The following is a 21880-nucleotide window of genomic DNA, read 5'->3' on the forward strand; positions in this document are numbered from 1 at the left end:
GACAGCATCATCTCGTAGGCCATCATGCCCGTCTCGCGCTGCGGCACGTCATCCAGTTGCAGCCGGATACCCAGACCGCCCTTGTCGCCCATCTCCACCGCCGAACAGGTCAGGCCCGCCGCCCCCATGTCCTGAATGGAAATCACCGCGCCCGACGCCATAAGCTCCAGACAGGCCTCCAGCAGCCGCTTTTCGGTGAAGGGGTCACCCACCTGCACCGTGGGGCGCTTCTCCTCGATCGTGTCGTCGAATTCGGCGGATGCCATGGTCGCCCCGCCCACCCCGTCACGCCCCGTCTTGGCGCCCAGATAGACCACCGGCATCCCCACGCCGCTCGCGGCCGAGTAAAAGATCTTGTCCGCATCCGCGAGGCCAGCCGCAAAGGCATTGACCAGACAGTTGCCGTTATAGGCGCGGTGGAACCGCACCTCGCCCCCGACCGTCGGCACGCCGAAGGCATTGCCATAGGACCCGATCCCCTCGACAACGCCCTTGACCAGATGCGCGGTCTTGGGATGCGACGGCAGCCCGAAGGACAGCGCGTTCATCGCCGCGATGGGCCGCGCGCCCATGGTGAAGACGTCGCGCAGGATGCCGCCCACGCCCGTGGCCGCCCCCTGATGGGGTTCGATATAGGACGGGTGGTTGTGGCTCTCCATCTTGAAGATCACCGCCTGCCCGTCGCCGATATCCACGACCCCCGCATTCTCGCCCGGCCCGCAGATCACCTGCGGCCCCGTGGTCGGCAGCGTCCGCAGCCATTTCTTCGACGACTTGTAGGAACAATGCTCGTTCCACATGGCCGAAAAGATGCCCAGTTCCGTAAAGGTCGGCTCGCGCCCGATGATCTGCAATATCCGCTGATACTCGTCCGGCTTCAGCCCGTGGCTGGCGATCAGGTCGGGCGTGATGGCAGGTTCGGTCATGGCGGCATCCCTCGGGGCTTCGTCCTTGCCCGCGCGTCTAGGCGAAACGGGGCACAAGGAAAAGGGGGAAGGGCAGGGGATGCCCCCCCGCCGCCGGATTTTTCGCCGCGCCCCCGCAGCCCGACTCACACCCGCCGCCCGCGCCCCGTCCGCCCGTTCGCGCTCTGCCCCGATCCGCGGCAGGACCCGGCTGCGCCTGCCGCTTCCGCAGGCACCGGCCCGACCGGACCCTGAAAAGCAAAAAAAAAGGCCGAGCTTTCGCTCGGCCAAGTCCAACAGGGAGGTATGAAGCGGCAAGAGAAAGTCTCGATCACCGCCTCGCCGCTGCATTTAGGGTGGCGGACGATTCCGCGCAAGGGCAGGAATGCCGCAGATGCATCATGGCCGCTATGCACCTGATGCATGGCTGCGCGCATTGGCATGGAAACGGTTCCACAGCCCCCCGCGGACCGCCCCGAAATCAGGCCTGCTCGCGCTTGCGGTACTTGAAGATTTCCTCGCTGACGAACTCGCGGAAGGCCGCCACCCGCTTGGAATGGCGCAGCTCCTCGGGATAGGCCAGAAACACCGGCACCTCGCCGCTTTCCACCTCGGGCAGCACCCGCACCAGATGGGGGAAGTCCTCGGTGATGTAATCGGGCAGCACGCCGATCCCGATATGGTTCAAGACCCCCTGCAACACCCCGAAATAGTTGTTCACCGTCAGGGTGGACGGAATGTCATGGCTCATAAGCTGCTGCACGAGGCTCGCCCCCGCCGCCACCTGCGCCGTGCCGGGATGCTGGCAGATCAGCCGGTGGGAATGGAACTCGGCCATGGTCGCGGGCGTGCCATGCGCGGCCAGATATTCCTCGGTCGCATAAAGCCGCATCTTGATGTTCATGAGCCGCTTGCGGATCAGGTCGGCCTGCGACGGCTCCTTCATCCGGATCGCCACATCCGCCTCGCGCATGGGCAGGTCCAGCACCTTCTCCTCCAGCATCAGGTCGATCTTCAGACCGGGATACTTCTGGTACAGCGCGGCCAGACGCGGTGCCAGCCACAGCGTACCGAACCCCATCGTGGTCGTCACCCGCAACTCGCCGAAGACCTCGTCCTCGCTGTCCCGGATCCGCGCCGCCGTCGCATCCAGCCGCTTGACCATCTGCGTCGTCGCATCGAACAAAAGCTCGCCCTGCTCCGTCAGGATCAGCCCCCGCGCATGGCGGTGGAACAGGGTCACGTTCAGGCTTTCCTCCAGCGCGCGGATCTGCCGGCTCACCGCCGACTGGCTCAGATGCAGCACATCCCCCGCATGGGTCAGACTGCCCTTGTCCGCCACCGCGTGGAAAATCCGCAACTTGTCCCAATCCATGCCCGCACCTGTCCTGAAATCCCGGCCACGCTAGCACGGGAGACCCCACATAAGAAGTATATCAGCCATGTAAAGGACGCATGGCTGGGTAAAATGACACAAAGCCCCCCATACCCTTCCACAGCGCCCGCATCCCGCCTATGCTTTGTCCAAAGGACAGACCGCCGCCCCCGCGCGGCGGGCAAGGGCAAAGGGGCAGGTCATGGCAGTGGGCATCTTCGATTCGGGCCTCGGCGGGCTGACCGTGCTGGACGCCGTCGCGCGCCGCCTGCCCGATGTGCCCTTCGTCTATCTGGGCGACAATGCCCACGCCCCTTACGGCGTGCGCACCGCCGACGACATCTTCAACCTTACCTGCGCCGCGACAGAACGGCTCTGGGCCGAAGGCTGCGATCTGGTGATCCTCGCCTGCAACACCGCCTCTGCCGCCGCGCTGAAACGGATGCAGGAAACCTGGGTGCCGCCGAACAAACGCGTCCTGGGCGTCTTCGTGCCCCTGATCGAGGCGCTGACCGAACGGCAATGGGGCGACAACTCCCCCCCGCGCGAGGTCGCGGTGAAACACGTGGCCCTCTTCGCCACCCCCGCCACCGTCGCCTCCCGCGCCTTCCAGCGCGAGCTTGCCTTCCGCGCCATCGGTGTGGATGTCGAGGCGCAGCCCTGCGGCGGCGTGGTCGACGCCATCGAACAGGGCGACGAGATATTGGCCGAGGCGTTGGTGCGCTCGCATGTCGAGGCGCTCAAGCGCCGCATGCCCGCGCCCGAGGCCGCGATCCTCGGCTGCACCCATTACCCTTTGATGGAAAAGGTCTTCCAGGACGCGCTGGGGCAGGGGGTCAAGGTCTATTCCCAGGCCAATCTGGTGGCCGAGTCACTGGCCGACTACCTGACGCGGCGGCCGGAGTTTCTGGGCTCGGGGACGCAGTCGAAATTCCTGACGACGGGCGATCCCAAGGCGGTGTCGAACAAGGCGACGCAGTTCCTGCGGCGGAAGATCGAGTTCGAGGCGGCGTAGGGTGCGCCCCCGGCGCATCCCGCTTGGGTTAACCACCCCTTAACTGGCAGTTCTGCATGATCTTCCCGAGCGAGGATTTAATGTAGTAACAAAAATGCAGATCAGCTATGATCCCGCCAAGCGCGAACAGACCTTGTTGCAGCGCGGGATCGACATGGCCGATGCGGGCGACGTGCTTGCCGGACCTTGCCTCACGATCGAAGATGACCGGTTCGATTATGGCGAGCCGCGCTTCATCTCGGTCGGGTTCCTGCGCAGCCGCATGGTCCTCGTTGCGTGGACACCAAGAAACGACACCCTGCGCATCATCAGCATGAGGAAAGCCAATGCCCGCGAAATCGCCCGTTACCGGCCAGCCTTCGGAACCGCTGACGGATGACGACCGCGCGTCGATGCCTGACGGCGACCTCCCCGACCTCTCCACCCCCTACTGGGCCGAACGCTTCGCCAAGGCCGAGGTGACTCGCGGTCGCCCCAAGGCCGCCGTCACCAAGGTCTCCACCACCCTCCGCCTCGACCCCGACATCCTTGCCGCCTACCGCGCCACCGGACCCGGCTGGCAGGGCCGCATCAATGCCGATCTGCGCCGCGCGCTGGGGCTGTGACGGGGCGGGCGGGCTGGCGCTACCGTTAACCCCGCTGGACTCATCCCCCGCCGCAGCCGTTGCGCCCGACCCCGCCCGACCGCGCGCTGCGTATGTACAGTTTGCGGCACAACCGTCGGCACAGGCTGCGGTACAATTACCCCTTGCCCTCCGCCCCTGCCTGCCGCATCACTCCCCCATCTGACACAGGGGGTCGCCATGGCCAGAAAAGTCGCCATCCTCGGGGCATCGGGATATACGGGCGCAGAACTCGTCCGCCTGATCGCCACCCACGAAGGTCTTGAAATCGCGGCCCTTTCCGCCGACCGCAAGGCAGGGATGGAGATGGCCGAGGTCTTCCCCTTCCTGCGCCACCTGACCCTGCCGCGCCTGCAAAAGATCGACGAGATCGACTTTTCCGGCATCGACCTCTGCTTCTGCGCGCTGCCCCATGCCACGACCCAACAGGTTGTGTCCGCACTCCCCCGCACCCTCAGGATCGTGGACCTCTCCGCCGACTTCCGCCTGCGCGACCCGGCGGAATACGCCAAATGGTACGGCCAACCCCACACGGCGGTCGACCTGCAAAAGGAAGCCGTCTACGGCCTGACCGAATTCTACCGCGCCGACATCGCCAAGGCCCGTCTGGTGGCCGGAACCGGCTGCAACGCGGCAACTGGCCAATATGCGCTTCGTCCCCTGATTTCAAAGGGTTGCATCGACCTTGACGACATCCTGATCGACCTCAAGGCAGGCGTCAGCGGGGCAGGGCGGTCCTTGAAGGAAAACCTCCTCCACGCCGAACTGTCGGGCGGGACGCACAGTTATTCGGCGGGCGGCAAGCACCGCCACCTCGGCGAATTCGATCAGGAATTCAGCAAGATAGCCGGCCGCCCCGTCCATGTGCAGTTCACTCCGCACCTTCTGCCCATGAACCGCGGCATCCTTGCGACCGTCTATGTCAAGGGCGACCCGAAGGTGGTTCACGAAACCCTCGCAACCGCCTATGAAACCGAGCCTTTCCTGAAGGTGCTACCCTTTGGCGCACTCCCCTCGACACGCGACATCGCAGGTTCCAACTTCTGCCACATCGGCGTGACCGGCGACCGCATCCCCGGCCGCGCGATCATCATCGCTGTGCTGGACAACCTGACCAAGGGCTCTTCCGGTCAGGCCATCCAGAACGCCAACCTCATGCTGGGCCTGCCCGAAACCCAAGGGCTGATGCTCGCCCCCGTCTTCCCGTAGGAGGGATCATGGCCGGTCTGAAAGGTCTTAAGAAACAACGCCGTATCCAGATCATCGCGCTTGCCGCGGTGGCCCTGCTCGGCGCGACCGGCCTTGTGGGCTATGCCATGCGCGACGGCATCAACTTCTTCCGCTCGCCCACGCAGGTCGTCGAACAACCGCCCGAGTCGGGCGAGGTGTTCCGCATCGGCGGTCTGGTCGAGGAAGGCTCCATCATCCGCGGTCAGGGCGAAACCGTGACCTTCCGCGTCACCGACATGAACCAGTCCGTCCCCGTGGCCTATACCGGCGTCCTGCCCGACCTTTTTGCCGAAGGCCAGGGCATGGTGGGCACCGGCAGCATGGTCGACGGCACCTTCCAGGCCACGGAAATCCTTGCCAAACATGACGAAACCTACATGCCCAAGGAAGTCGTCGACGCGCTGAAGGAACAGGGCGTCTACGTCGACCCGAACCAGCCCGACAGCTGACCGCGCGCCGCCTTGCGCGGCGGTTAACCCTGTGGCGCGACCCTCGCACTTTCTGGACCGAGGAGCGCATATGAAACTGACCGACAAACTCTCCGGCGCGCTGGACCTTGCCGCCCGGCTCTCCGCCAACCCGGCTGTCGCGGGAAAGGGCCGCTACGACCGTCTGATCGACGCGGCCAACCGCTTGCCGCGACCGCTTCTGGCCTATGGCACGGTGGCGCTCTTTGCCTTGGCGTTGCTGGCACCCGCCACGTTCGAGCGCGCCATGGCCAGCCTTGACCGCATGCCGGAGGAATTGTGGTGGCTTCTCGGGGCGGTGCTGATCGGCCATTTCGGCGCGCGCGAGGCGTATCACCTGCGCCATCGTCCCGCAGCCGAACCGCCCGCCGACACCCCCGTCACACCGCGCGAAGCGGGCAATCCCTGACGCGCGATCCTTGACCTGTCTGGCGGCCTCTGGCATTGCCGGAGGCAACCAGACAGGAATGTGATCAAATGAACCTCTTCTCGGATATCCGGGATCTCGTGATCTCTGCGCTCGACTCGCTGGTCGCGGATGGCACGCTGCCTGCGGGCCTCGACTTTTCGGCTGTGGCGGTGGAGCCGCCGCGCGATGCCTCGCATGGCGACATGGCGACCAATGCCGCCATGGTTCTGGCCAAGCCTGCCGGACTGCAACCGCGCGCGATTGCCGATGCGCTGGCAGGGCGGCTGATGGCCGATCCCCGTGTTGCGGGGGCCGATGTGGCAGGCCCGGGTTTCCTGAACCTGCGGCTGGTTCCGGCGCTCTGGCAGGGTCTGGTGCGCGCCACGCTGGCGGCGGGGGCGGATTACGGCCGGTCCGGGATGGGCAAGGGGCTGCGCGTCAACGTCGAATTCGTCTCGGCCAACCCGACCGGTCCGATGCATGTGGGCCACACGCGCGGCGCGGTTTTCGGTGACGCTCTGGCGCGGCTCTTGGCCTATGCGGGCTGGGATGTGACGCGGGAATATTACATCAACGACGGCGGCGCGCAGGTCGATGTGCTGGCCCGCTCGGCCTTTGAACGCTACCGCGAGGCGAACGGGCTGGAACCCGAAATCCGCGAGGGTCTCTATCCCGGCGACTACCTCATCCCCGTGGGCGAGGCGCTGAAGGCCAAATATGGCGACAGCCTGCTGAACCAGCCGGAATCTGTTTGGCTCCGGGACGTGCGCGATTTCGCGACCGAGATGATGATGGCGGAAATCCGGAACGATCTCAAAGTGTTGGGGGTCGAGATGGATGTCTATTCATCCGAAAAGGCCCTCTACGGCACGGGCGAGATCGAGGCGGCAATCGCCACCCTGCGCGACATGGACCTGATCTATGAAGGCGTCCTCGAACCGCCGAAGGGCAAGGAACCCGAGGATTGGGAACCCCGCGTCCAGACCCTGTTCCGTTCCACCGCCCATGGCGACGACGTCGACCGCCCCGTGCAGAAGTCGGACGGGTCATGGACCTATTTCGCCCCCGACATCGCCTATCACTACAACAAGGTGAAGCGCGGCTTCGACCAGCTGATCGACATTTTCGGCGCCGACCATGGCGGCTATGTGAAACGGATGAAGGCCGCCGTTTCCGCCCTGTCGGGCGGTCGCGTGCCGCTGGATATCAAGCTGATCCAGCTTGTGAAGCTCTACAAGAACGGCGAACCCTTCAAGATGTCCAAGCGGGCAGGGACCTTCGTCACGCTGCGCGACGTGGTGGAACAGGCGGGGGCCGACGTCACCCGCTTTGTCATGCTGACGCGCAAGAATGACGCGGCGCTGGATTTCGACTTCGACAAGGTGCTGGAACAGTCCAAGGACAATCCCGTCTTCTACGTCCAGTATGCCAATGCCCGCATCAACTCCGTCCTCCGCAAGGCGCGCGAGGCGGGAATAGACTGCGCCGACGCCACGCTTGCCGCGGCCGACCTGTCCCGTCTGGGGCACGAGGCGGAAATCGCTATGGCCAAGAAGATCGCCGAATGGCCCCGTCTGGTCGAGATTGCCGCGCGCAACAACGAACCGCATCGGGTGGCCTTTTACCTCTATGAGCTGGCCTCCGAATTCCACGGTCTGTGGAACAAGGGCAACGATGACGGCGCGCTGCGCTTCATCCAGGACGGAGATATCGCCACATCGCAGGCGAAAATCGCCCTTGCGCGGTCCGTTTCCGTTGTCATTTGCAACGGTCTTGCTATCTTGGGTGTCGCTCCGGTCGAGGAAATGCGCTGACAAAAGGTGCCCCGCCGGATCGAGCAGGCAAAGAACGCGGGTGCGGCACGTATCGCACCGGGCAAGAGGCATGGCATGGCGGACGTGGACTTCGATGATTTCGATGGCGCCTACGGCTCTGGCTGGCAGGACCCTTTGGCACGCTCGCGCGTGGCGCGGGTCGTGCATCTGGCCGGTGCCGTCTGTTCCGTAGCGATTGTGCTGGGTGTGATTTTCTGGGGCTACCGGATTGCCGTCCGCGACGTGCATGGCGTGCCGGTGATACAGGCGATGTCCGGTCCGATGCGGATCGCCCCCGAAAACCCGGGTGGCGAGGTGGCCGACCATCAGGGCCTAGCCGTCAATACGGTGGCCGCCCTCGGAACCGCCGCCCCGCCGCCCGACCGTCTGGTCCTCGCCCCGCGCCCGGTCGAGCTGAGCTATGAGGATGCCCCCGGCCTGGCGCTGGAAGGCGCGCTGCCTGCCATGCCCGAAGCCGCGGTTGCTGCCTCCGGCGTCCTTTCCCTTGCCGCGCCCGATCTTGCCGAGCCGGTCCTTCAAGCCCCCGCCGAAACCACCGGACCCGACCCCGACGCCGTCGCTCTGGCCTTGGCCGAGGCGCTGGCCGAGCCGGTGCCCGAAGCCCCGCTCACGGACGATGGCGTCGATCTTGCCGCAGCCGACACAACCGCCATCCGCCCCCGTGCCCGTCCGGGCAGCGAAGGGGGGGCTGCTGCACCCGTGTCCCTCTCCGAACCTGAGGCACAGCCTGCCGTCATGGCCGAGATTGATCCGTCCATGATCCCCGCCGGAACCCGCCTCGTGCAACTCGGTGCCTTCGACAGCGCCGAACAGGCGCGGGCCGAATGGCTGAAACTGGGCAACCAGTTCGGCCCCCTGCTGGACGGAAAGGCGCTTGTTGTGCAGGCGGCCGAAAGCGGCGGGCGCACCTTCTTTCGCCTGCGCGCCCACGGTTTTGCCGATGAGGTCGACGCGCGGGGGTTCTGCACGCAGATTCTCGCGCAGAACGCCTCCTGCATTCCGGTCGAACAGCGATGACGGCCACAGGCACCGGCGCAACCATCTTCGGCTGCGCGGGGCCCGCCCTGTCGGCGGAGGAAACGGCCTTCTTCCGCGACGCCGATCCCTTCGGCTTCATCCTGTTTGCGCGCAACGTCGAAACCCCTGACCAGATGCGCCGCCTGACCGCCTCTCTGCGCGAGGCCGTGGGGCGCGATGCGCCGATCCTGATCGATCAGGAAGGCGGACGCGTCCAGCGGATGCGCGCGCCGCACTGGCGGGAATGGCTGCCACCGCTGGATCAGGTGCTGCGCTCGGGCGCGCAGGCGGCGCGGGGCATGGCGATTCGGTCGCGGATCATTGCCCATGAACTGCGCGCGGTGGGTGTCGATGCCAATTGCGCCCCCTGTGCCGACATCGCGGGTGCGGTGACCCATCCTTTCCTGAAGAACCGGTGCTACGGCAGCGATGCCGCCACCGTCGCCGCCGTTGCCCGTGCCGTGGCCGAGGCGCATCTGCAAGGTGGCGTGCTTCCCGTGGCAAAGCACCTGCCGGGGCATGGCCGGTCCACCGCCGATACCCACCATGACCTGCCCACCGTATCGGAAAGCGCGGCGGTGCTGGATGCCACCGACTTTGCGCCCTTCCGCGCGCTGGCCGACATGCCCATGGCGATGACCGCCCATATCGTATTCGCCGCCTTCGATCCCGACCGCCCCGCGACGCAGTCCCCCGCGATGGTGGACGTGATCCGCAACCGGATCGGTTTCCGGGGCCTTCTGATGACCGACGATCTGAACATGCAGGCCCTTGCCGGAACGCTGGCCGACCGCGCCGCAGCCTCCATCGCCGCAGGCGTCGACATTGCCCTGCATTGCAAGGGCGATCTGGCCGGGATGCAGGCGGTCGCCACGGCGGCCGGACGGATGGGGCCCGCCACCCTTGCGCGCGCGGCAGCCGCCCTTGCAGCGCGCCGGACGCCCGACCCCGTTGACATTGACGCGCTTGAAGCTGACCTTTCCCTGATCCTTGAGGGACGGGCGCATGTCTGACGACGACTGGACTGGCGAAGAACGGCTCTCTCCGGCCGAGCGCGTCACGGCCGAGGCGCTGATCGTCGATGTCGACGGTTTCGAAGGGCCTCTGGACCTGCTGCTGATGCTGTCGCGGACGCAGAAGGTGGATCTGCGCCGGATCTCCATCCTCCAGCTGGCAGACCAGTATCTGGGCTTTGTCGAAAAGGCGCGCGCGCTGCGGCTGGAACTGGCGGCGGATTATCTTGTGATGGCGGCGTGGCTGGCCTTCCTGAAATCCCGCCTCCTCCTGCCGCCCGATCCCACGGACGATGGCCCCTCGGCCGAGGAACTGGCGGCCCATCTGGCCTTTCAACTGGAGCGGTTGCAGGCCATGCGCGAGGCTGCGGCACGGCTGATGGCGCGCGACCAGCTGGGGCGCGATTTCTTTGCGCGCGGCCTGCCCGAGGATGTGACGCGCCACCGCAAGGTGACCTATTCCGCCACACTGATCGACCTGATGCGCGCCTATGCCCGCATCCGCACCAAGGACGAATTCCGCCCCTTCGTCATGGACCGCGACCATGTCTTCACCATGGAACAGGCGCTGGAACGGATGCGCGACCTGATCGGCTTTGCGGGTGACTGGTCCGAGCTGACCAGTTTCCTGCCCGATGGCTGGGACAGCAACCCGATGCGGCGGCGTTCGTCTACAGCCGCCCATTTCGCCGCCGTTCTGGAAATGGCCAAGCGCGGGCAGGTGGAATTGCGGCAGGGCGAAACCTTCGCGCCCATCCAGTTGCGGCGAAAATCATGAGTGACACCGAAGATCCCGTCGAACGCAGCCTGTTCGAGGCCCCCCCGATGGCCGAGCAGGAGCGGATGATCGAAGCGATCCTCTTCGCCTCGGCCGAACCCGTGACGCTGGCCGAACTGGCGTCGCGCCTGCCTCATGGTTGCGATCCGGCCGAGGCGCTGCTGCACTTGCGCAAACGCTATGAGGGCAGGGGGGTGAACCTCGTGCGGGTGGGCGATGCCCATGCCTTCCGCACCGCGCCCGATCTGGGCCATCTGATGCGCAAGGAAACGGTCGAAACCCGCAAACTCTCGCGCGCGGCGATCGAGACGCTGGCCATCGTCGCCTATCACCAGCCCGTCACGCGGGCCGAGATCGAGGAAATCCGCGGCGTGGCCGTGTCGCGCGGCACCATCGACCAGTTGCTGGAGATGGAATGGATCCGTCTGGGCCGCCGCCGCATGACGCCGGGCCGTCCGGTGACCTTTGTGGTGACCGAACAGTTCCTTGACCATTTCGGTCTGGAATCCGCCCGCGACCTGCCGGGGCTGAAGGAATTGCGTGCCGCGGGGCTGCTGGACAACCGTCCGCTGCCCGGCAGTCTGCAAAAGACCGATGACGAGGAGGAAACCGTCACGGGCCAGAGCGAGCTTTTCGAGGATTGAGTGAAAGGGTGACAGGATGGACTGGGGACGTCTGATTCAGGGCATCGGCGGGCGCCTGCTGCGCCAGTTGCTGGGAACCGCAATGCGCGAGGGCATCAACCGCATGGCAGGCTCGCCCAAGGCCAAGGGAAAGATGACACCCGAAGAGCGCGCGCGCCACGCAGGCAGCGCGCAAACGCAAAAACGCCTGCGGGACGCGGTCAAGCTGGGTCGGCGCTTCTGGCGCTGATCAGCGGAACTGCTTGGCCAGTTTCAGCCCCTGACCCTGATAATTCGACTTGATCTCGCGCCCGTAAAGTGTGTCGGGCCTTGCCGCCATACGCTCATAGACCAGCCGCCCCACGACCTGCCCGTGTTCCAGCACGAAGGGTGCCTCGTGGCAGCGCACCTCGAGCACCCCGCGTGACCCTGCGCCACCGGCGGCGGCATGGCCGAAACCGGGGTCGAAGAAGCCTGCGTAATGCACGCGGAATTCGCCGACCATCGCCAGATAGGGGGCCATCTCGGCGGCGTAATCGGGCGGGATCGTCACGGCCTCGCGGCTGACGAGGATGTAGAAGGCGCCGGGATCGAGGATGATGCGTCCCTCGGTCGTGCGTACTTCTTCCCAGAAGTCGCGGGCGGGGTAATGGCCGATGCGGTCAAGGTCGATGACGCCGGTATGGGGCTTTGCCCGATAGCCCACAAGGTCGCTGTCCGTGGGTCGCAGATCGACCGAGAATCCCAGACCTTCGGAAATCACCGCCTCGCCCGAGACCAGCGTCTCTGCTTCATGCAGCGCGGCAAGGGCGGCATCGTCCAGAACGGCCTGCCCTTGGCGAAAGCGGATCTGGTTCAACCGCATCCCCGGACGGACCAGCACGGAAAAGCTGCGCGGGCAGACCTCGGCATAGAGCGGGCCTTCGTAACCTTCCGGAATTCGGTCGAATTCCGTCCCGCCATCGGTGATGGTGCGGGTCAGCAGGTCCAGCCGGCCCGTGCTGCTCTTGGCATTTGCAACCGCATTGACCCCCGCGGGAAGGCGCAGCCGTTCCATCAGGGGAATCAGGTAGACGCAGCCCTTTTCCAGCACGGCCCCGTGCGTAAGGTCGACGCGGTGCATTTCGAATTCCGCGATGCGGTCGGCCACCTTGCGCCCCTGTCCGGCAAGAAACGAGGCGCGGACGCGATAGGCCACGGTGCCAAGCCGCAGGTCAAGGCTCGCAGGCTGGATCTGGGCGTCGATGATGGCGGGATCGGCGGCGATGGTGCCTTGGGCGATCATGGCACGCAGGGTCTGTGACGGAAGGACGCCGGTCGAAGTCATCACTCTGCCCCCCCGCAGAAGCCGGAAACGGAACCGCCCGCGCTACCTTGCGGCAGGCGGGCGGTTTCGGTGTTGGTCGGGCCGGAGAGATTCGAACTCTCGACCTTCCGCCCCCCAGACGGACGCGCTAACCAGGCTGCGCCACGGCCCGACAGGCGGGATACATACTGATATTCCGGGCAGGGGCAAGCCTGAAAGCGCATCCCTGAAACGATCACTTCACGCGCCGACGCGATGCCGTCGCCAGCCTGTCGCGCAGGTCCACCGCGCGGGTATAGAGCCGCCGCAGTTCGTCCTGCCTGTGCAGCAGATCGGCCTGTCGCGCTCGCCGCAAAAGCGCGGCCAACGTGGCCGCAGCATCCTCTGCGGCTATCTCCCCTGCGCCGTCCCCGTCTGCCGAATCGCCGCCCTGACCCGAGGAGCTGTCGCCTTGCGCGGCGGCAGCGTCCGGTCCGGGGCCTTCGGCTGGGGTCAGCCACGCCACCTGCGCGCCGGTGGTCCCTGTTTCCTGCACGGCGTCATCGTCCAGATCGACGAAAGGCGCTTCCTCCGCCACATCCTCGGGGTCTTGCGGCCAGTGCGCGTCTTGCGGGCCATCGGACGGCAAGGGGGCCTCGCCCGGATCCTGAGCCCAAAGGTCGGGCTGTACGGGGACGGGGCGGGGGCTGTCCTGACGTTGCAGCGCCGCCTCGAGCGAGATGATCTGCGCGGATTGCGCCACCTCGGGCGGCAGGGGCGCGGCGCTTTCCAGCGCGGCCTGCGCCAGACGCAGCGTTTCCCCCTCGGACATCACGCCATCCCCCAACCCGCCGGGGGCGAGCGAGGCGACATGCCTTATCCCTTGTTCCCGCAGGATTTTCTGGACACCGCGAATGGTCATCCCTTCGTCGTGCAGCAGCCGCTTGATCCCCGACAGCAGAGCAACGTCGCCCGGTCTGTAATACCGACGACCGCCAGCCCGCTTGACGGGCCGGATCTGGGGAAACCGGCTCTCCCAGAACCGCAGCACATGGGCCGGCGTTTCAAGGATTTCGGCGACCTCGCTGATGGTCCGGAACGCCTCGGGCGACTTTTCCATCCGCGGACTTCCTTCTTACTTGTGCGTGCCAGCGGCCACACGATCCTTCATCAGATGAGAGGGACGGAAGGTCAGCACGCGCCGCGGGCTGATCGGAACCTCGTCGCCCGTCTTCGGGTTGCGACCGACACGCGCCGACTTGTCGCGGACCGAAAAAGTCCCGAAGGACGAGATCTTCACCGTCTCGCCCGAAACGAGCGCATCGGACATGTGTTGCAGCACGCTTTCGACCAAAGCCGCGCTTTCGTTGCGCGACAGGCCCACCTCGCGGAAGACTGCCTCGGACAGATCCATCCGCGTCAAGGTTTTCTCACTCATCCTGTCCCCCCCGGGCTTTTCAGGCCAGAGTGAGGTGTTTGGATTTACGAGTCAATATCAACCACTTGTCGCGCTGCATTGAGGCGGTTCACCAGCGCAGGACAACCGCACCCCAGGCAAGCCCCCCGCCGATCGCTTCGGTCACGATCAGATCGCCCGGCTTGATCTGCCCGCGCGCCTTGCCGACGGACAGGGCCAGCGGGATGGATGCCGCCGAGGTGTTGCCGTGATCCTGTACGGTCACCACGACACGGTCCATCGGAACCTGCATCCGCTTGGCCGTCGCCTCGATGATGCGGATGTTGGCCTGATGGGGAACGATCCAGTCCACATCCCCGCCATTCAGCCCGATCTTTTCCAGCGCGGTATGGGCGGTTTCGGCCAGTTTCTCCACCGCATGGCGGAAAACTTCCTTGCCCTGCATCCGCAGATGCCCCGTGCTTCCGGTCGACACGCCGCCATCGACGTAGAGGATATCCTTGTGCCGCCCGTCGGAATTCAGGTCGGTGGACAGGATGCCGCGATCCTGCGTTCCGCCGGTGCCCTCGGCTCCCTCCAGCAGCACCGCGCCCGCGCCGTCACCAAATAGGACGCAGGTGGTGCGGTCCGACCAGTCCATCAGCTTCGAAAAGGTTTCGGCCCCGATCACCAGCACGCGGCGCGCCTGTCCGGACAGGATCAGGGCATTGGCGGTGGACAGCGCATAGACGAAACCCGCGCAGACGGCCTGCACGTCAAAGGCGAAGCCGCGCGTCATGCCCAGCCCCGCCTGCACCATCGTTGCGGCAGACGGAAAGGTCAGATCGGCGGTGGAGGTGGCAAGGACGATCGCATCGACGTCATCGGCGGACATTCCGGCATCGGCCAGTGCGGCCTGCGCGGCGCGGATGGCGAGGTCGGATGTGGTCTGCCCATCGGCGGCAAAATGGCGGCGTTCGATGCCGGAACGGGTGCGAATCCATTCGTCGCTCGTCTCGACCTGCGATTCCAGTTCCGAGTTGGGGACCACCCGTTCGGGCAGATAGTGCCCGACGCCCTTTACGACGGCGCGTATCGTCATTCTTTCGTCCCGCCTCCCGTCCCCGCGGCCGCATCGAGCGGGGTTTGCTCTGCGGCGGCATCCTGCCCCGCCCGTACAGCGGACGCAACCCGCGCGGCAAGTCGGTCCTGAAAGCCAGCCGCGGCCAGCCTGTAGGCAAGGCGCAGCGCGGCGGCGACGCCTGTGGCATCGGCAGAGCCGTGCGATTTCACGACAGTGCCGTTCAGCCCAAGGAACACGCCCCCATTGGCGCGGCGCGGGTCCATCCGGCGTTGCAGGCGGCGCAGCGTTCCAAGGGCGAAGAGTGCCGCCAGTTTCGAAAAGACCGAGGCGTTGAATTCCTCGCGCAGGAAGTCCGAGATCAGCTTCGCCGTGCCCTCGCCGGTCTTGAGCGCGATATTGCCGGTGAAACCGTCGGTCACGATCACGTCGACGCGGTCAGACGGGATGTCCGATCCTTCGACGAAGCCCACGAATTCGAATCCCCCCGCCTCGGCCGCCTGCGAGAGGAGTTCATGCGCCTCTTTCAGCTCGGCACGTCCCTTGTGCTCTTCTGTGCCGACATTCAGCAGGCCCACGCGGGGGCGCGAGAGGTTCAGACCGTTGCGCGCGTAAGAGGCGCCCATCATGGCGAATTGCAGCAGATCGCCCGCTTCCGCCTTCACGTCGGCGCCCATGTCGAGCATGACGTTGAACCCGCCCGGATTGCGCGAGGGCCACATGCTGGCGATGGCGGGGCGGTTGATGCCGGGCAGGCGGCGCAGGCGGATCATCGAGATCGCCATGAGTGCGCCGGTATTCCCGCAAGAGACGGCCACCGTCGCCTCGCCCTGTTTGACGCTGTCGATGCAGGACCACATCGAGGTGCCGTCACCGTTCCGCATCACCTGGCTGGGCTTGTCGTGCATGGTGACCACGCGGTCCGCGTGGCGCAGGCTGACGCGTCCGGCCAGACCGGTTTCCCGCGCGATCAGGGGCGCGAGTTCGGCGTCGTTGCCATGCAGGATGTAATGGGCATCCGGCAGTTCACGTGCAGACAGGCAAAGACCGGCAACGACAGCTGCCGGTCCCCTGTCGCCGCCCATGGCGTCGACGGAAATAACGATGCGCGATGCGCCGCCGTTTGCCGGAATCTGCGATCCGCTGGCCATCAGGCGACGCGTCTGGCGGGCGGCTTACGCCGCGTCCTCGTCCAGATCGACTTCGGTCGCCGTCGCCACGACTTCGCGGGCGTCATAGTGACCGCAGGCGCCGCAGACGTGGTGCGGGCGCTTCAGCTCGCCACAGTTGGAGCATTCCTGCGGATTGCCAGCGACCAGCGCGTCATGAGCACGACGCATGTTGCGGCGCGAACGGGTGACTCGGTTCTGAGGGACAGCCATGTCTCAACCTCGGGGTAGCGGGGACATGCCCCTGATTTTCCTTTGCGATCAGCGGTTTGCCCGCTTATCGCGCGAGCCCTGACCAGCCATCGAATGAGGCGCGGAACATAGCGGGATTTGGTGCGGGCGCAAGCCCCTTTCTTGTGTCCTGCGACAGCGCGTCATTCGCCCCCGTCGCCCGGTGCCAGACGGGCCTTGAGGGCGGCCAGACCGGCAAAGGGACGCAGGTCCTCGTCCCGCAGGGGTTCGGCGTCGGGGGCGGTGAAAACCGCCTCGCCCAGTTCCGCGCCGGGCGCGCGGGGATAGAGCGGCAGCGCCAGCGCCAGCGCCTCGAGCGCGACGGTGCCTATGTCGATCACCTCGGGCAGGGGTTCGAGCGTGTCATCCTCGGGCATCTCGACCTCGTCACCCTCGGGGATCTGCCAATCGGCCACGAAACTGCGGCGCACCGGTTCCTTGAGGCTGGCCGGAACGGGGGCCAGCGTGATCGAGCAGGGCTGCACGATGTCGGCGGTCAGCTCGGCCTCGAAATCGAAGTCGCTGCGTCCCGAAGGGCGGATTTCGCCCCTGAGCCGGAAGGCGGGCAGGTCCAGCAGGCCCAGCTCTGCCGCGATGGCGGCGCGACCGGCTGCATCGGGGCGGAAGTCGAAACGCGTCGCCTTGCGCGAGGACAGGGTCGCGCTGCGGAAAGGCAGGCTGGGCAGGGGCGCGTTGGTCATCCGTCGAAGGCTCCGGCTGGGCGGTTCAGGGGCTGGTTCTGGTCGTCAGCATCGGGCAAGAGGCCGTCTTCCTGCCAACTCCGGCATGGTTGGCCCCGTTCCATTCTTGAACAGCGGGCCGTCCTTCTGTAAGCCGGAGGGAAAGAAGCGCCTGCGCCCCGATGCAGACGGGATACTTCTTGTGCTGCTGCATGACAAGGTGACCGGACGGGGCAGGGTTGGGCAGGTAGGGAACGGAATGGCTTTCCACGGCAAGAGTGCGACCGGTGCGGTTGTTATGCGCGGCCTGAGGTTTGGGCTTGCCGGTGCGGTGCTGCTGGCCCTTGCGGCCTGTTCGACGGTCTACCGCAACCACGGCTATGTTCCCACCGACGATGAACTGGCAGCGGTCGAGGTCGGCGTCGACACGCGCGAGACTGTGACGGAAAAGGTGGGACGCCCCACGGCCTCGGGTCTGCTGAACGACGAGGGCTGGTATTACGTCCAGAGCCGCTGGGCCAATCGCGGAGCTTTCGAGCCGCGCGAGGTTGACCGGCAGGTGGTGGCAATCACCTTTGCGGAGTCGGGAACGGTTGCGAATGTCGAACGATTCGGGCTTGAGCGGGGCAAGGTCGTGCCGCTGTCGCGGCGCGTGACCGAGACGAATGTGAAGGGGCTGGGTCTGATCCGGCAGCTTCTGGGAAGCTTTGGCCGCATCGCGCCGGGCGTCATCACCGGCGACTGACAGGTTTGCGGTCCATGCAACGAAAAACGCGCGCCCTTCGGCGCGCGTTTTCCATTGTGCATCAGCCCTCGGGTTCGAAAGTCAGGGCCACGCCGTTGATGCAATAGCGCAGGCCGGTCGGGGCGGGGCCGTCGGGAAAGACATGGCCCAGATGCGCGTCGCAGCGGTTGCAGTGCACCTCGGTCCGGCGCATCCAGAGGGTTCGGTCCTCCTGCTCGCCCACCATCTCGGGGTCCAGGGGTTGCCAGAAGCTGGGCCAGCCGGTGCCGCTGTCGAATTTGGTGGCCGCATCGAAAAGGGGCGCGTCACAGCAGACGCAGCGGAAGGTGCCGCGCGCCTTGGGGAAATCGTCATGGGTGAAGGCGCGTTCGGTGGCGTGCTTGCGCGTCACCTTGTAGGCAAGCTCGGACAGTTGCGCCCGCCATTCCGCATCGGATTTCACCACCTTGTCCATCGTCCGTTTCCTTCCCGTGCCGCGCGCTGCCGAGGGCTTGCGTCGCCATTCCTGCCAGCGTCATATCTAGGTCGCCGCCGGTGCTGCGCCAAGCATCAAGGAGCCGTCAGACGTGCAGCCGTTCTGCAAGGGCCGTTTCCGCGCCCGCCTAGCCGAGACAGACGAGGATCTGCGCGCCGCGCAACGCCTGCGCTATCGCGCCTTCCGGCTGGGACGGGGAAGGGGCGGGGATCCCGACGGGCTGGATGCAGAGCCGCTGGACGCGCGCTGCCGGCATCTGCTGGTCGAGACGCAGGCGGGGCTGCTGGCCGGAACCTGCCGCCTGCTGCTGCTGCCGGACGGGGGCGGGTTGGCGCAGAGCTATGCGGGGCAGTTCTATGACCTGTCGCCTCTGGCAGGCTATGGCGGCAAGGTGCTGGAGATCGGGCGGTTCTGCACGGCGGCGGGCGACCCCGAGGTGCTGCGGATGGCATGGGCCGCGCTGACGCGGATCGTGGATGGCGAGAGCGTCGGGATGATGTCGGGCTGCTCCTCGTTCGACGGCGCGGATCCGCTGCGGCACGGGGATGCGCTGGCGCTGCTGGCGAGCCGCCATCTGGGCCCTCCCCACCTGCGGCCGCGCAAGGGCAGGGCAGAGGCGGTGGCGATGCGTCCCGAACCGCATGACGGGCGGGCGGCGCTGGCGCAGATGCCGCCGCTGCTCAGGACCTATCTGGCGATGGGGGGATGGGTCGGGGATCATGCCGTCATCGACCGCGATCTGGACACGCTGCATGTCTTTACCGCCGTCGAGATCGCCGCGATCCCGCCTGCCCGCGCGCGGCTTCTGCGGGCGGATGCGGCCTGAGGGGCGTTGACGGCGGCGCTTGCCCCGCTTACCCACGCCGCATGGCACGCGCACCCCTTCTCCAGCTTTCCGGCATCTCGCTGACCTTCGGCGGCAATCCTGTTTTCGACGGGCTGGACCTTGTCGTCCAGCCGGGCGACCGCGTCGCGCTGGTGGGGCGGAACGGGTCGGGGAAGTCGACCCTGATGAAGGTGATGGCGGGGCTGGTGGAGCCGGATCAGGGCAGCCGCATCGTGCCGCCGGGGGTGACGGTGGGGTATATGGAGCAGGACCCCGACCTGTCGGCCTTTGCCACGCTGGGCGATTACGCGGCGAGCCAGTTGGCCGAGGCGGATGGCTACCGGGTAGAGATGGTGGCCGAGGGGTTGAAGTTCCGCCCCGAGACGCCGGTTGTCACGGCCTCGGGCGGCGAGCGGCGGCGGGCGGCGCTGGCCAAGCTCTTGGCCGAGGCGCCTGAGCTGATGCTGCTGGACGAGCCGACCAACCATCTGGACATCCAGGCCATCGAGTGGCTGGAGGCGCAACTGTCCGAGACGCGGGCGGCCTTTGTCCTGATCAGCCATGACCGCGCGTTCCTCAAGGCGCTGACGCGGGCCACGCTCTGGATCGACAGGGGCGAGGTGCGGCGGCGCGAATCCGGTTTTGACGGCTTCGAGGAGTGGCGCGAGACGGTCTGGACCGAAGAGGACGAGGCCCGCCACAAGCTGGAGCGCAAGATCAAGGCCGAGGCGAAATGGGCGGTCGAGGGGATCAGCGCGCGGCGCAAGCGGAACATGGGGCGCGTGCGCGCGCTGCAGGCGCTGCGGGCAGAGCGGGCGTCGATGATCCGCCGTCAGGGCACGGCGGCGATGGAGCTGGAAAGCGGACCGACCAGCGGTAAGCGCGTGATCGAGGCGAAGGGGCTGGAAAAGCGCTTTGCCGACAAGGTGATCGTGCGGGGGTTCGACCTGCGGGTGCTGCGCGGGGATCGGGTGGCATTCGTCGGGCCGAACGGGGTGGGCAAGACCACGCTTCTGAAGATGCTGGTGGGCGAGGTGGCGCCCGATGCGGGGACGGTGACGCTGGGCACCAGTCTGGAGATCGCGGTCTTTGACCAGACCCGCGCGCAGTTGGACCCCGAGGCGAGCCTGTGGGAGAACATGACGGGCGATCCGGGCATGCGGGTGTCGGGCAATTCCGATCAGGTCATGGTGCGGGGCACGCCCAAGCATGTGGTGGCTTATCTGAAGGATTTCCTGTTCGACGAGCGGCAGGCACGGGCGCCGGTCAAGAGTCTGTCGGGGGGCGAGAAGGCGCGGCTCTTGCTGGCCAAGCTGATGGCAAAGCCGTCGAACCTGCTGATCCTGGACGAACCGACCAACGATCTGGATGTCGAGACGCTGGATCTGTTGCAGGACATTCTGGGCGAATATGACGGCACCGTCCTGCTGGTCAGCCACGACCGCGATTTCATCGACCGCGTGGCCACCGCCACCGTGGCGCTGGAGGGTGACGGGCGGGCGACGGTCTATCCCGGCGGGTGGTCGGATTACGCGGCGCAGCGGCCGCAGCCGGTGGCCGAGGTGGCGCGTCCGGTGAAGGCCGAAGGGCCCAAGCTGGAGGCGAAGGCGGAGCCTGTGAAGGCCGAGGGTCTGTCCTTTACCGAGCGCAAGCGGCTGGAGACGTTGCCTGCGATCATCGAACGGCTGGAGGCCGAGATCGCCAAGCTGGGCGAGTTCCTGTCGGACCCCGACCTGTTCACCAAGGAACCTGCGAAGTTCCGCAAGGCATCCGAGGCGATGGCCGAGCGGCAGGTGGCGCTGGCGGCGGCGGAAGAGGAATGGCTGTCGCTGGAAGAGCGGGCCTGACGGGCAAGCGCGGGTAACGCCGTCGTGCGGTCGCGGTTCCGGAATATCACGTGTTTTTGAGGGGATAGGCCAAAACCGGCCGGTTCGCCCCGTTTGCCCTGCGGATTACCGCCGGTTGAGTTCACGCCCCCTCACCTCGCCGTTAACTAGGGTTGCCCGGGCGGGGGGAAGGGCGCAGGTCTGTAGCGTCTGACGGCCGCCCGGATGGAGAGCGGCCGCGTACACATGGCACAGGAGACAGACATGAAACGCATTACCGCAACCGCAGTCGCAGGCGCCGTGGCCGCCTTTGCCGCCCTTCCCGCGCTGGCCGGCGGGCCGGTGCAGGCCGTGGAAGAGCCGATGGTCGCCCCCGCCGCCGCACCCGTCTATGTCGCGCCGAACGGGGATTGGACGGGGTTCTATGCCGGTGGCCAGCTTGGGTATGGCGATGTTGGCAGCTCGGCCGCGCTGGGTGGCGATGGCATGACCGGCGGTCTGATCGGTGGGTACCGGATGGACTTCGGCCAGTTCGTTGCGGGGGTCGAGGGCAACTATGACTGGTCCGACATCGAGCTGGGCGCGGCGGGCAACTCGCTGGACAATATCGCGCGGCTGAAGCTGATCGGGGGCTATGACATGGGCCCCGCGCTGGTTTACGGCACGGTGGCGGCGGTGCGCGCCGATGCCACCGTGGGCGGTGTCGAGGCCAGCGACAATGGCTGGGGCGCCGGTCTGGGCGTGGACTATGCGCTGTCCGACAGCATGACGCTGGGTGCCGAGATCATGGAGCACCGGTTCGACAACTTTGCCGGAACGGGCACCGATCTGGATGCCACCACGGTGAATGCGCGCGTGGGCTTCCGGTTCTGATCG

The 21880-nt window shown here is 66.4% G+C and carries 26 protein-coding genes and 1 tRNA gene; 16 read left to right on the forward strand and 11 right to left on the reverse strand.

Annotated elements, in window-relative coordinates:
* On the reverse strand, positions 1-926 hold a 926-nt coding region (locus GU927_RS10700), incomplete at its 3' end, for an AIR synthase related protein (RefSeq protein ID WP_232489192.1).
* A gap of 460 nt (positions 927-1386) precedes the next feature.
* A complete protein-coding gene (locus GU927_RS10705) occupies positions 1387-2280 on the reverse strand; it encodes a LysR family transcriptional regulator (protein ID WP_161762449.1) in 894 nt (297 codons plus the stop codon).
* A gap of 202 nt (positions 2281-2482) precedes the next feature.
* On the opposite strand from GU927_RS10705, the gene murI reads away from it, so the two are divergent.
* From murI to GU927_RS10765, 12 genes are all read left to right on the forward strand, one after another.
* Positions 2483-3295 carry a glutamate racemase gene (gene murI / locus GU927_RS10710; protein WP_161762450.1) on the forward strand — a complete coding sequence of 271 codons (813 nt, stop codon included), beginning with the start codon at positions 2483-2485 and terminating at the stop codon, positions 3293-3295.
* 94 nt (positions 3296-3389) lie between these two features.
* Positions 3390-3674 (forward strand): BrnT family toxin, encoded by a 285-nt coding sequence (locus GU927_RS10715; RefSeq protein WP_161762451.1) that lies wholly within the window; start codon positions 3390-3392, stop codon positions 3672-3674.
* Positions 3675-3687: 13 nt separating this feature from the next.
* A complete protein-coding gene (locus GU927_RS10720; protein WP_161762671.1) occupies positions 3688-3900 on the forward strand; it encodes a BrnA antitoxin family protein in 213 nt (70 codons plus the stop codon).
* Positions 3901-4098: 198 nt separating this feature from the next.
* A complete protein-coding gene (gene argC, locus GU927_RS10725) occupies positions 4099-5127 on the forward strand; it encodes an N-acetyl-gamma-glutamyl-phosphate reductase (protein ID WP_161762452.1) in 1029 nt (342 codons plus the stop codon).
* 17 nt (positions 5128-5144) lie between these two features.
* On the forward strand, positions 5145-5597 hold the full coding sequence (ccmE, locus tag GU927_RS10730; protein ID WP_161762672.1) for a cytochrome c maturation protein CcmE: 453 nt from the start codon (positions 5145-5147) through the stop codon (positions 5595-5597).
* A 70-nt stretch (positions 5598-5667) separates the two neighbouring features.
* Complete coding sequence (locus GU927_RS10735; RefSeq protein WP_161762453.1) at positions 5668-6024, forward strand: 3TM-type holin; 357 nt, start codon at positions 5668-5670, stop codon at positions 6022-6024.
* A 68-nt stretch (positions 6025-6092) separates the two neighbouring features.
* Positions 6093-7838, forward strand: coding sequence for an arginine--tRNA ligase (gene argS, locus GU927_RS10740; protein ID WP_161762454.1), 1746 nt, complete (start codon positions 6093-6095; stop codon positions 7836-7838).
* 75 nt (positions 7839-7913) lie between these two features.
* Positions 7914-8876, forward strand: a complete 963-nt coding sequence (locus GU927_RS10745) for an SPOR domain-containing protein (protein WP_161762455.1) — start codon at positions 7914-7916, stop codon at positions 8874-8876.
* Positions 8873-9889, forward strand: a complete 1017-nt coding sequence (locus GU927_RS10750) for a glycoside hydrolase family 3 N-terminal domain-containing protein (RefSeq protein ID WP_161762456.1) — start codon at positions 8873-8875, stop codon at positions 9887-9889. Before GU927_RS10745 ends, GU927_RS10750 begins: the two co-directional genes overlap by 4 nt.
* Complete coding sequence (locus tag GU927_RS10755) at positions 9882-10667, forward strand: segregation and condensation protein A (RefSeq protein WP_161762457.1); 786 nt, start codon at positions 9882-9884, stop codon at positions 10665-10667. Before GU927_RS10750 ends, GU927_RS10755 begins: the two co-directional genes overlap by 8 nt.
* Complete coding sequence (gene scpB, locus GU927_RS10760) at positions 10664-11311, forward strand: SMC-Scp complex subunit ScpB (RefSeq protein ID WP_161762458.1); 648 nt, start codon at positions 10664-10666, stop codon at positions 11309-11311. Before GU927_RS10755 ends, scpB begins: the two co-directional genes overlap by 4 nt.
* Before the next feature lie 16 nt (positions 11312-11327).
* Complete coding sequence (locus tag GU927_RS10765) at positions 11328-11540, forward strand: hypothetical protein (protein ID WP_161762459.1); 213 nt, start codon at positions 11328-11330, stop codon at positions 11538-11540.
* On the opposite strand, the gene GU927_RS10770 is transcribed toward GU927_RS10765, so the two are convergent.
* The 8 genes from GU927_RS10770 to GU927_RS10805 form a co-directional block, all read right to left on the reverse strand.
* On the reverse strand, positions 11541-12617 hold the full coding sequence (locus GU927_RS10770; RefSeq protein ID WP_161762673.1) for a 2'-deoxycytidine 5'-triphosphate deaminase: 1077 nt from the start codon (positions 12615-12617) through the stop codon (positions 11541-11543). It abuts the gene before it with no gap.
* Between the two features lie 73 nt (positions 12618-12690).
* Positions 12691-12768 (reverse strand) — tRNA-Pro (locus GU927_RS10775).
* Between the two features lie 63 nt (positions 12769-12831).
* Entirely contained in the window at positions 12832-13695 is an 864-nt protein-coding gene (locus tag GU927_RS10780) for a MerR family transcriptional regulator (protein ID WP_232489193.1), read from the reverse strand.
* A gap of 15 nt (positions 13696-13710) precedes the next feature.
* The gene (gene ihfA / locus GU927_RS10785) at positions 13711-14013 is read right to left on the reverse strand and encodes an integration host factor subunit alpha (RefSeq protein ID WP_161762460.1); all 303 of its coding nucleotides are present in this window, start codon (positions 14011-14013) and stop codon (positions 13711-13713) included.
* 88 nt (positions 14014-14101) lie between these two features.
* Positions 14102-15073, reverse strand: coding sequence for a beta-ketoacyl-ACP synthase III (locus GU927_RS10790; RefSeq protein WP_161762461.1), 972 nt, complete (start codon positions 15071-15073; stop codon positions 14102-14104).
* Positions 15070-16203, reverse strand: a complete 1134-nt coding sequence (gene plsX, locus GU927_RS10795) for a phosphate acyltransferase PlsX (RefSeq protein WP_161762462.1) — start codon at positions 16201-16203, stop codon at positions 15070-15072. Before plsX ends, GU927_RS10790 begins: the two co-directional genes overlap by 4 nt.
* A 24-nt stretch (positions 16204-16227) precedes the next feature.
* Positions 16228-16434: a 50S ribosomal protein L32 gene (rpmF, locus tag GU927_RS10800; RefSeq protein WP_161762463.1), complete on the reverse strand. Its 207-nt coding sequence runs from the start codon at positions 16432-16434 to the stop codon at positions 16228-16230.
* A 161-nt stretch (positions 16435-16595) separates the two neighbouring features.
* Positions 16596-17153 carry a YceD family protein gene (locus tag GU927_RS10805; protein ID WP_161762464.1) on the reverse strand — a complete coding sequence of 186 codons (558 nt, stop codon included), beginning with the start codon at positions 17151-17153 and terminating at the stop codon, positions 16596-16598.
* 277 nt (positions 17154-17430) lie between these two features.
* Here GU927_RS10805 and GU927_RS10810 point away from each other — a divergent pair, with 277 nt between their 5' ends.
* Positions 17431-17877: an outer membrane protein assembly factor BamE gene (locus tag GU927_RS10810; RefSeq protein WP_232489194.1), complete on the forward strand. Its 447-nt coding sequence runs from the start codon at positions 17431-17433 to the stop codon at positions 17875-17877.
* A 61-nt stretch (positions 17878-17938) separates the two neighbouring features.
* On the opposite strand, the gene msrB is transcribed toward GU927_RS10810, so the two are convergent.
* On the reverse strand, positions 17939-18331 hold the full coding sequence (gene msrB, locus GU927_RS10815) for a peptide-methionine (R)-S-oxide reductase MsrB (protein WP_161762466.1): 393 nt from the start codon (positions 18329-18331) through the stop codon (positions 17939-17941).
* Positions 18332-18443: 112 nt separating this feature from the next.
* Here msrB and GU927_RS10820 point away from each other — a divergent pair, with 112 nt between their 5' ends.
* The 3 genes from GU927_RS10820 (at position 18444) to GU927_RS10830 (ending at position 21877) form a co-directional block, all read left to right on the forward strand.
* The gene (locus tag GU927_RS10820; RefSeq protein ID WP_161762467.1) at positions 18444-19178 is read left to right on the forward strand and encodes a GNAT family N-acetyltransferase; all 735 of its coding nucleotides are present in this window, start codon (positions 18444-18446) and stop codon (positions 19176-19178) included.
* 41 nt (positions 19179-19219) lie between these two features.
* Positions 19220-21025 carry an ABC-F family ATP-binding cassette domain-containing protein gene (locus tag GU927_RS10825; RefSeq protein WP_161762468.1) on the forward strand — a complete coding sequence of 602 codons (1806 nt, stop codon included), beginning with the start codon at positions 19220-19222 and terminating at the stop codon, positions 21023-21025.
* Positions 21026-21268: 243 nt separating this feature from the next.
* Entirely contained in the window at positions 21269-21877 is a 609-nt protein-coding gene (locus GU927_RS10830) for an outer membrane protein (protein ID WP_161762469.1), read from the forward strand.
* Positions 21878-21880: the final 3 nt, after the last annotated feature.

Source organism: Paragemmobacter amnigenus, from assembly GCF_009908265.2.
Classification (GTDB): domain Bacteria; phylum Pseudomonadota; class Alphaproteobacteria; order Rhodobacterales; family Rhodobacteraceae; genus Paragemmobacter; species Paragemmobacter amnigenus.